2 protein-coding genes are annotated in these 1,408 nt (G+C 68.6%); both read left to right on the top strand.

Annotated elements, in window-relative coordinates; all coding sequences use genetic code 11:
* Positions 1–118: 118 nt before the first annotated feature.
* Positions 119–1,024 (top strand): tyrosine-type recombinase/integrase, encoded by a 906-nt coding sequence (locus tag U1703_RS18795; protein WP_332786964.1) that lies wholly within the window; start codon positions 119–121, stop codon positions 1,022–1,024.
* Positions 1,025–1,031: 7 nt separating this feature from the next.
* A partial coding sequence (locus U1703_RS18790) for an IS91 family transposase (protein WP_443025852.1) occupies positions 1,032–1,408 on the top strand: 377 nt, incomplete at its 3' end.

Raw genomic sequence — 1,408 nt, 5'->3', positions numbered from 1 at the left:
TGCACGAAGCCGCTGCGCGGCACTGGTGCCGGTGGTGATGTAGCGCGTCTGCGCTGAGGTTTGGCCGTGCGGCAGCGGAGGCGGACGATGGGGTTCCTTCAACATGAGGAACCTCGCCATGACGACGTCACCGACCCAAGCACCCACCACTCCGCTGCGCCAGCAGATGCTCGACGACATGGCGATGCGTTCGATGCGGGCGCGAACCCAGCACGACTATGTCCGCCACGTCCGCGCCTTCGCGGCGTTCCTGGGTCGCTCGCCGGACACGGCGACCGCCGAGGACGTGCGGCGCTTCCAGGTTCACCAGCGTGAACACGGCACCAGCGAGTCCGTCATCGGCGCCACGGTATCCGCGTTGCGCTTCCTGTTCGGCGTGACGCTCGACCGGCCCGACCTGTCGCGCAAGCTGGTGCTGGCGCCGCGTCCCCGGAAGCTGCCCGATGTGCTGAGCGTCGATGAGGTCGCGCGGCTGCTCGAGGCGGCACCGGGCATCAAGTACCGCGCGGCACTCGGCGTGGCCTACGGTGCCGGCCTGCGCGTGTCCGAGGTCGCGCACCTCAAGGCCGACGACATCGACAGTAGGCGTATGCTCATCCGTATCGAAGAGGGCAAAGGCCGTAAGGACCGCAACGCGATGCTGTCGCCGCAGCTGCTCGAACTGCTCAGGCTCTGGTGGCGCGAGGGCAAGCGGCGCAGCGTCCTGTTGCCACACGGCTGGCTGTTCCCGGGCCGCAGCTACACCGACCCGATCTCGACGCGGCAACTCCACCGTGCGGTCCACGAGGCGGCCGAGGCGGCGGGCATCCGCAAGCGGGTCAGCCCGCACACGCTGCGGCACAGTTTCGCCACCCACCTGCTCGAACAGGACGTCGATATCCGCGTCATCCAGGTCCTGCTCGGGCACAGCAAGCTCGAGACGACTGCGCTCTACACCAAGGTCGCGACCCGCACGATCCGCGCGGTGACCGGCCCACTCGACCAGCTGATGGCGCTGATGGAGGGCAGGACACCCGCCGGGTGACGCCAGCGTGCGCGCCGCATTTGAGGTCGCCGACATCTTCCGCGCTGCCGGTCCTGCATACCGGGCTACCCGCGCCGGGCATGTGAGCCTCGACCAGCTGAAGGTCATGTCGGCCATCGAACATTGCCGAACCGCCGTCATGGGCGGACACGTCGAGGCCTGTACCGACTGCGGGCATTGGCGGGTTGCGTATAACAGCTGTCGCAACCGGCATTGCCCGCGCTGCCAGGGGGCGGCCGCGCGCACCTGGCTCGCCGAGCGTGAGGCCGACCTGCTTCCCGTCGGCTACTTCCACGTCGTCTTCACGCTGCCCGTCGAGGTCGCCGATATCGCACTCCAGAACAAGGCGGCCGTGTACGGCCTGCTGTTCCAGGCGGCGTCCGA

This window comes from Sphingomonas flavida (genome assembly GCF_036663655.1).
Classification (GTDB): domain Bacteria; phylum Pseudomonadota; class Alphaproteobacteria; order Sphingomonadales; family Sphingomonadaceae; genus Sphingomonas.
This window is presented reverse-complemented; position numbering and strand designations above follow the sequence as displayed.

Coding starts and splice junctions, on each gene's coding strand:
- U1703_RS18795 (WP_332786964.1), top strand. CDS start 119: ATGACGACGTCACCGACCCAAGCACCCACCACTCCGCTGCGCCAGCAG.